8 protein-coding genes are annotated in these 7,425 nt (G+C 58.8%); 4 read left to right on the forward strand and 4 right to left on the reverse strand.

The window, feature by feature from the left end:
* The first annotated feature begins 123 nt into the window (after positions 1-123).
* Complete coding sequence (locus ACWR1S_RS17625) at positions 124-2,217, forward strand: LTA synthase family protein (RefSeq protein WP_034155318.1); 2,094 nt, start codon at positions 124-126, stop codon at positions 2,215-2,217.
* Positions 2,218-2,277: 60 nt separating this feature from the next.
* Here the strand turns inward: ACWR1S_RS17625 and ACWR1S_RS17630 are convergent, their stop codons facing one another.
* Both ACWR1S_RS17630 and ACWR1S_RS17635 read right to left on the reverse strand, forming a co-directional pair.
* Positions 2,278-3,609 carry an IS4 family transposase gene (locus ACWR1S_RS17630; protein WP_454564389.1) on the reverse strand — a complete coding sequence of 444 codons (1,332 nt, stop codon included), beginning with the start codon at positions 3,607-3,609 and terminating at the stop codon, positions 2,278-2,280.
* A gap of 120 nt (positions 3,610-3,729) precedes the next feature.
* Positions 3,730-3,888, reverse strand: coding sequence for a DUF3309 family protein (locus ACWR1S_RS17635; protein WP_169432680.1), 159 nt, complete (start codon positions 3,886-3,888; stop codon positions 3,730-3,732).
* A 323-nt stretch (positions 3,889-4,211) separates the two neighbouring features.
* Here ACWR1S_RS17635 and ACWR1S_RS17640 point away from each other — a divergent pair, with 323 nt between their 5' ends.
* From ACWR1S_RS17640 to csrA, 3 genes are all read left to right on the forward strand, one after another.
* Positions 4,212-5,027, forward strand: a complete 816-nt coding sequence (locus ACWR1S_RS17640) for an SDR family oxidoreductase (RefSeq protein ID WP_077574042.1) — start codon at positions 4,212-4,214, stop codon at positions 5,025-5,027.
* 63 nt (positions 5,028-5,090) lie between these two features.
* Positions 5,091-5,423, forward strand: coding sequence for a YnfA family protein (locus ACWR1S_RS17645; RefSeq protein WP_008088571.1), 333 nt, complete (start codon positions 5,091-5,093; stop codon positions 5,421-5,423).
* 135 nt (positions 5,424-5,558) lie between these two features.
* Entirely contained in the window at positions 5,559-5,744 is a 186-nt protein-coding gene (gene csrA / locus ACWR1S_RS17650; RefSeq protein ID WP_007908359.1) for a carbon storage regulator CsrA, read from the forward strand.
* 4 nt (positions 5,745-5,748) lie between these two features.
* Here csrA and ACWR1S_RS17655 read toward each other — a convergent pair whose 3' ends face one another.
* The gene (locus tag ACWR1S_RS17655) at positions 5,749-5,976 is read right to left on the reverse strand and encodes a YheU family protein (protein WP_003236706.1); all 228 of its coding nucleotides are present in this window, start codon (positions 5,974-5,976) and stop codon (positions 5,749-5,751) included.
* 169 nt (positions 5,977-6,145) lie between these two features.
* Positions 6,146-7,336, reverse strand: a complete 1,191-nt coding sequence (locus ACWR1S_RS17660) for an osmoprotectant NAGGN system M42 family peptidase (RefSeq protein WP_122597192.1) — start codon at positions 7,334-7,336, stop codon at positions 6,146-6,148.
* Positions 7,337-7,425 lie beyond the last annotated feature (89 nt).

The following is a 7,425-nucleotide window of genomic DNA, read 5'->3' on the forward strand; positions in this document are numbered from 1 at the left end:
AATGGTGCGGGTGATCGTGCAACATTTGCGCACCGCGCACGCCCCGGGGTCTGGAATGACCAATAGAGGGCATGGCGCCGCTGTATTTTTGCAACTTCAACTTCCAATGGGTCCTAAAACGACATGGCAAACCCGGACGCCCTGAATCAGCAGCGATCTTCTGCTCGCCTGCTGCAACCGACCGTCAAATCGCATCTGGCCTACACGCTGCTTTGCGCGCTGGTCATGATGGTGATGTTTTCCGTGCTGCGCCTCGCGCTGCTGGTCTACAACCGCGAGATGATCCTCGACACCCCGGCTTCGACTTTCCTCGAAGCCTTCGCCAACGGCCTGCGTTTCGACCTGCGCCTGGTGGTTTACGTGTGCATTCCGCTGGTGCTCGCGCTGTTCAGTGCTCGCGCTATGGCCGCACGCGGTTTCTTCCGTCTGTGGCTGACGATCGCCTCGAGCATCGCGCTGTTCCTCGGCCTGATGGAAATGGACTTCTACCGCGAATTCCACCAGCGCCTCAACGGTCTGGTCTTCCAGTATGTGAAAGAAGATCCGAAAACCGTGATGAGCATGCTCTGGTACGGTTTCCCGGTGGTGCGTTATCTGCTGGCGTGGGTCATCGGCACCGTCATTCTGACCCTCGCGTTCAAAGGCGCCGATCGCGCCACCCGTCCACGCGGACCTTTCAGCGGCGGCAGCGTCAGCAGCCGTCAAGTCGCGCCGTGGTACACCCGTCTTGCGGTGTTCGTGGTCTGCCTGCTGATCTGCGTGGTTGCCGCTCGTGGCACTCTGCGCCAAGGCCCGCCGATGCGTTGGGGTGACGTGTACACCACTGATTCCAACTTCGCCAACCAGCTCGGCCTTAACGGCACGCTGTCGCTGATCGCGGCCGCCAAGGACCGTATGGGCGAAGACCGCGACAACATCTGGAAAGGCACACTGCCGCAAGAACAAGCGCAGAAAGTCGTGCGCGATATGTTGCTGATGCCGGACGACAAACTGGTCGATGCCGATATCGCCGCCGTGCGCCGTGAATATACGCCGCCGGCCGACAAGACCCTGCCGATCAAGAACGTTGTCGTGATCCTGATGGAAAGCATGGCCGGTCACTCGGTCGGTGCGTTGGGCGCGCCGGGCAACATCACGCCTTACCTGGACAAACTGTCGAAGGAAGGCCTGTTGTTCGACCGCTTCTTCTCCAACGGTACGCACACCCACCAGGGCATGTTCGCGACCATGGCCTGCTTCCCCAACCTGCCAGGTTTCGAATACCTGATGCAGACCCCGGAAGGCAGCCACAAGCTCTCCGGTCTGCCGCAGTTGCTCAGTGCCCGCAACTATGACGACGTGTATGTCTACAACGGCGATTTCGCCTGGGACAACCAGTCGGGCTTCTTCAGCAACCAGGGCATGACCAACTTCGTTGGCCGTAACGACTTCGTCAACCCGGTGTTCTCCGACCCGACGTGGGGCGTGTCCGACCAGGACATGTTCGACCGTGGCCTGCAGGAGCTCAAGGCGCGCGAAAACGGCAAGCCGTTCTATGCGCTGCTGCAAACCCTGTCCAACCACACGCCGTACGCCTTGCCGACGCCATTGCCGGTCGAGCGCGTCACTGACCGTGGCAGCCTCAACGAACACTTGACCGCCATGCGTTACGCCGACTGGGCGCTGGGTCAGTTCTTCGAGAAGGCGCGCAAGGAGCCGTACTTCAAGGAAACCCTGTTCGTCATCGTCGGCGACCACGGTTTCGGCAACGAGCGCCAGATCACCGAAATGGATCTGGGCCGCTTCAACGTGCCGATGCTGATGATCGCGCCGGGCATCCAGGAGAAGTTCGGGACCCGTGACCACACCGTGGGTACGCAGATCGACATCGTGCCGACCATCATGGGTCGTCTGGGTGGCGAAGTGCGTCATCAGTGCTGGGGCCGTGACCTGCTCAACCTGCCGGAAGGCGACACCGGTTTCGGTGTAATCAAGCCATCGGGCAGCGAGCAGACCACTGCCATCGTCACCGCTGACCAGATTCTGGTCCTGCCGAAAGACAAGGAAATGGGCCCGAAAATCTGGCAATACCAGTTGGGTGCCAATCCACATGCCGAGATCGTCCCGAATGCACCGCGCACCGCCGAGTTGAAACTCAAACTCGAGGCGTTCCTGCAAACGGCGACCAAAAGCCTGATGGACAACACGGCCGGTGTAATCAACGGCAAGCCGGACTGATCGCTCAGCGAGCATAAAATCCGTGCAATAAAAAAGAGGCCCTGAACAGGGTAATGCCAGTCAGTTAAGCTGACTGGCATTTTTATTTTTGATCGGATACTTGGGTGATTTCAGCCGAATCGCCCGAGGATAAACGCGCTCCTCGCGTCGATGCGGCAGCACGTAGTGCAGCGCTGAAGCATGCAGTTCGGCCAGATACTTGGGGATGTTCCCGGAGCGGTCGGCGGATACGCTATTGATAAACCCGAGAATCGCCCAGGTACACGTAGTAAAGCTCATTTCGCACGGGTAAATGCCAGGACAGTGGCGACTCATTTCCACCATCTGATAGCGCAACAAGTTGTAGCCCAACAACACACCCCACAACTCTTGCTCGATCATCTCGGGTGTCTTGCTGCGCAGCGTATAGCTGCTGTTGAGCAGCGTCTGCTTCATTTCCCGAAAGCCTAATTCGATTTCCCAGCGCTGGCTGTACAGATCAACGATCTCGTCGGAAGGAAAACGCAGAGGGTCAGCCATCGAGGTCAGAATCTGACACACCTTGCCCTTGACGGTTTTGCTCAGCAGTCGCGCGGTCAGCCGCTCCGGCAACCCAGGCCATTGCTTGCGGGCCTGCGGCGAAGTGCTCAGCAAAACAATCGCATCCTGGCGCCCCAAACGCTGGATCACCTCGTACTGCGAGCCTTTTTTCAGCGGCATCAGCCAGTGGCGTTCGACACCTGCCTGCTGCCACTGATGCAGTAAACCTAACGAGTAAAAACCACGATCAAACAGCGTCAGCGAGTGATCGGGGGTGGTTTCGATCAGTTGCTCGGCCAGTTTCATTTCGTTGCTGCGGTAGCCGTCAAACGCACTTCCAATCAGCAAATGGCTGGTCAACTCCATTTGGCAGACCATGCGCACCTGAGGAAAACCGGTGTCGCCATGCTGGTTGCTGGCGGAGTCATAGCGCGCCCGATTGTCCGGCGTATCGGGCGTGCGCCAGACAACGCCATCGACACCCAACAAACGCAGACCGGCCCAAGTCGGGTGACCGGCTGCCTCATGCCAACTTTTCTGGGTCAAATCGAAGACTTGTCGTACAGCTTCGCTGCCCAATCTCTGACGGGATTGGACTACGGCGCTGGGCGCTACCAACGGGCGCTGACCCGGCAACATGATATTCATGCGACTGACCACATCCCAGGCCGACATGCGCCGGAAGAACGCCATGGAGATCACGCACCAGAGCATCATTTCCAGCGGCAAACGACGCTTGCGCAGCGTCGCCACACCAGCTTGTTCAAGCGCCTGTTCGACCAAAGAAGGATCGAGCAAAGCATCCAATCCCTCGATGGCGTTGGGGGTAGAGGCGATGTTGTGGGTCAGTTCCAGTGCCCGAGCGAGACGCATAAAAAAATCCGATGCCAGTACAGGCATCGGATTTTGATTTCTTGCGGCCAAAGGTCAAGCGAGAAGGCTTAACTGATCGGCATTACCCTGAACAGGGCCTCTTTTTTTGCGCTTGAATCGTTATATCCGACCGAGTAACAGCAGGACCAACAGCACCACCAACACCACGCCGATAATGCCCGAAGGACCATAACCCCAACTTCTGGAGTGCGGGAAGACCGGCAGACCACCGATCAGCAACAGGATCAGGATAATGATTAGAATTGTGCCCATGTCGATTTCCTTGTTGATAGTGTTCGAGAAGTCTTGATGTTCCAGGGCGACTGGAGACTAAGTAATTCCAGACGGCTTACAAATTCCGACTGCGGCGCATGAAAGAAAATTCAATGTTTTTTTAATGTATTTGGATTGCTCGATTATTTCCTTTGCAGCGAAAAGATCGCAGCCTCGTTTCACTCGACAGCTCCTACACGAATCCATGTAGGAGCTGCCGAAGGCTGCGATCTTTTGATCCTCCATTCAGCAACTTGATGGAGCGTGGGCGCGCGCCGATCCTTCGCTACACTCCGCGCATCTTCCCCGGAACAACAAGGCTGTGTGCTATGCAAAATCGCATGATGATTACTGGTGCGGGCTCGGGCCTGGGTCGCGAAATCGCGCTGCGCTGGGCGCGTGAAGGCTGGCAACTGGCCTTGTCCGACGTCAGCGAACCCGGTCTGCAGGAAACCCTGAAAATGGTCCGCGAGGCGGGCGGTGACGGTTTTGTTCAGCGCTGCGATGTGCGTGATTACAGCCAGCTCACCGCGTTCGCTCAGGCGTGCGAAGAGAAACTCGGCGGCATCGACATCATCGTCAACAACGCCGGCGTGGCCTCGGGCGGCTTCTTCAGCGAACTGTCGCTGGAAGACTGGGACTGGCAGATCGCGATCAACCTGATGGGCGTGGTCAAGGGCTGCAAGGCGTTCTTGCCGTTGCTTGAACAAAGCAAAGGCAAAATCATCAACATCGCCTCCATGGCCGCGCTGATGCAGGGCCCGGCGATGAGCAACTACAACGTGGCCAAGGCTGGCGTGGTCGCACTTTCGGAAAGCCTGTTGATTGAACTGGCGCAACAGGAAGTCGGTGTGCATGTCGTTTGCCCGTCATTCTTCCAGACCAACTTGCTCGACTCGTTCCGTGGCCCAACGCCGGCGATGAAAGCGCAGGTCGGCAAGTTGCTGGAAAGTTCACCGATCACAGCGGCGGACATCGCCGACTACATCTATCAGCAAGTGGCCGCCGGCGAGTTCATGATCCTGCCCCACGAACAAGGGCGCATGGCGTGGGCGATCAAGCAGAAAAACCCGCAACTGCTCTATAACGAAATGACTTCCATGGCCGAGAAAATGCGCGCCAAGGCGAAACAGAACAACGGCTGAGCTTGCCCGTAACAGACAGCGTCGTTAGGGTGGCCGCAATGGTCACCCTGTCGAGACGCATCAATGCTCAATTACTTGTGGTTCTTCCTCGCGGCGCTGTTTGAAATCGCCGGTTGTTTCGCCTTCTTCATGTGGCTGCGTCAGGGCAAAAGTGCCTTGTGGGTGATTCCTGCGCTGCTCAGTCTGACCTTGTTCGCGTTGTTGTTGACTCGCGTCGAAGCCAACTATGCCGGGCGTGCCTATGCCGCGTATGGCGGGATCTACATCGTCGCGTCGATTGGCTGGCTGATGGTGGTCGAGCGCGTACGTCCGTTGGGTTCGGACTGGATCGGCGTGGCGTTGTGCGTGATCGGCGCCAGCGTGATTCTGTTCGGTCCACGATTTTCTGCGGCGTGAGGGTCATTTGTCGGAAACGTCTGACGGCTTGATGCGAGCATGGCTGTAAGGCAAAACTGATTTGCCCGCCATGCATTGTAGAGCCGCTGCAAGCCGCGCATCTTCAGGGTTCGCTAACCCTGAAGGACGAATCTCATGCTTGTACTCAGCCGTGTCGTTGGTGAGTTGATTTCAATCGGCGACGACATTTCCCTGCGCGTGCTGTCGGTCAACGGCTCCAGCGTGCGCTTTGGCGTCGAGGCCCCGCAGAAGGTCAATGTGCACCGCGCGGAAGTCTACGACCGGATCAAGCGCAAGCAGGCCACCGAAAAGCTCCGCTAGGCGTTCAATCGAACAGATGCTTGGGCACATCGTGCTTGAGCATCAACTGGCACTGCTCGCTGTCCGGGTCGAAGACGATCAGCGCCTGGCCTTTGGTCAAGGCCTGACGCACGCGCAGCACGCGGGTTTCCAGCGGCGTGTCATCGCCGTTGTCGGTGCCGTCGCGGGTGACGAAATCTTCGATGAGGCGGGTGAGGGTGTCGACTTCAAGCGCGTCGTAGGGAATGAGCATGGGCACCTCGGTCAAATCAATGTCGGGATGCTACGGCGATTGCGGGTTGGCTGCCAGTTTTGTGTTGCCTGTACTGACGCCATCGCGAGCAGGCTCACTCCTACAGGGAACGCATTCCAAAGGTAGGCCTTCGCCTGCTCGCGAAGGCGATGGTTCTGCCAACAAAGATTTAACTGTCGGAACGCTGCCCCACCAGGCTATCCACCGACGGCACCCGCGTATCACTCTCCATCTGCGTGTCATGTTCGATCTGATGACTAAACCGGTCCAGCGAAGCATTCGCCGGCGCCGCATCGCTGGCGAACACCGGCGGGCTCAGAATATAAGCGCCGAGCAAGCGACTGAGCGCCGCCAGACTGTCGATGTGCGTGCGCTCATAACCATGCGTCGCATCGCAGCCAAAGGCGAGCAGGGCAGTGCGGATGTCGTGCCCCGCCGTCACCGCCGAATGCGCGTCGCTGAAGTAATAGCGAAACAGGTCACGCCTTACCGGCAACTCGTTTTCACCGGCCAGGCGCAATAAATGCCGCGACAAATGATAGTCGTACGGCCCGCCGGAATCCTGCATCGCCACACTCACCGCGTGTTCACTGGAGTGCTGCCCCGGAGCGACCGGCGCGATGTCGATGCCAACGAATTCGCTGACGTCCCACGGCAATGCCGCCGCCGCGCCGCTGCCGGTTTCCTCGGTGATGGTGAACAGCGGATGGCAGTCGATCATCAACTCCTGACCACTGTCGACGATGGCTTTGAGTGACGCCAGCAACGCTGCAACCCCGGCCTTGTCATCCAGGTGACGGGCGCTGATGTGGCCGCTTTCGGTGAATTCCGGCAGCGGATCGAACGCCACCACGTCACCGACGCTGATGCCCAGCGAATCGCAATCAGCCTTGGTCGCGCAGTAGGCGTCCAGACGCAGTTCGACGTGATCCCAACTGATTGGCATTTCATCGACGGCGGTGTTGAACGCGTGCCCGGACGCCATCAGCGGCAAGACACTGCCGCGAATCACGCCGTTGTCGGTGAACAGGCTGACGCGGCTGCCCTCGGCAAAACGGCTCGACCAGCAGCCGACCGGAGCGAGGGTCAGGCGCCCGTTGTCTTTGATCGCACGGACCGCCGCGCCGATGGTGTCGAGGTGCGCCGAAACCGCGCGGTCGGGGCTGTTCTTCTTGCCTTTGAGCGTGGCGCGGATGGTGCCGCGCCGGGTCATTTCGAAGGGGATGCCGAGTTCTTCCAGACGCTCGGCGACATAGCGCACGATGGTGTCGGTGAACCCGGTGGGGCTGGGAATGGCGAGCATTTCCAGCAGGACTTTTTGCAGGTAGTTGAGATCCGGTTCGGGGATTTGTGTGGTCATGGAAACTCCTGATGGGTTGAGCACTGATCGTTCCCACGCTCCGCGTGGGAATGCAGCCGGGGACGCTCTGCGTCCCAAGAGTGGACGCA

This window comes from Pseudomonas sp. AIG (genome assembly GCF_977020205.1).

What these genes read in the sequence shown, in the direction of transcription:
- ACWR1S_RS17625 (WP_034155318.1), top strand. Translation starts at nt 124, where the DNA reads ATGGCAAACCCGGACGCCCTGAATCAGCAGCGATCTTCTGCTCGCCTG.
- ACWR1S_RS17630 (WP_454564389.1), bottom strand. Translation starts at nt 3,609, where the DNA reads ATGCGTCTCGCTCGGGCACTGGAACTGACCCACAACATCGCCTCTACC.
- ACWR1S_RS17640 (WP_077574042.1), top strand. Translation starts at nt 4,212, where the DNA reads ATGCAAAATCGCATGATGATTACTGGTGCGGGCTCGGGCCTGGGTCGC.
- ACWR1S_RS17645 (WP_008088571.1), top strand. Translation starts at nt 5,091, where the DNA reads ATGCTCAATTACTTGTGGTTCTTCCTCGCGGCGCTGTTTGAAATCGCC.
- csrA (WP_007908359.1), top strand. Translation starts at nt 5,559, where the DNA reads ATGCTTGTACTCAGCCGTGTCGTTGGTGAGTTGATTTCAATCGGCGAC.
- ACWR1S_RS17655 (WP_003236706.1), bottom strand. Translation starts at nt 5,976, where the DNA reads ATGCTCATTCCCTACGACGCGCTTGAAGTCGACACCCTCACCCGCCTC.
- ACWR1S_RS17660 (WP_122597192.1), bottom strand. Translation starts at nt 7,336, where the DNA reads ATGACCACACAAATCCCCGAACCGGATCTCAACTACCTGCAAAAAGTC.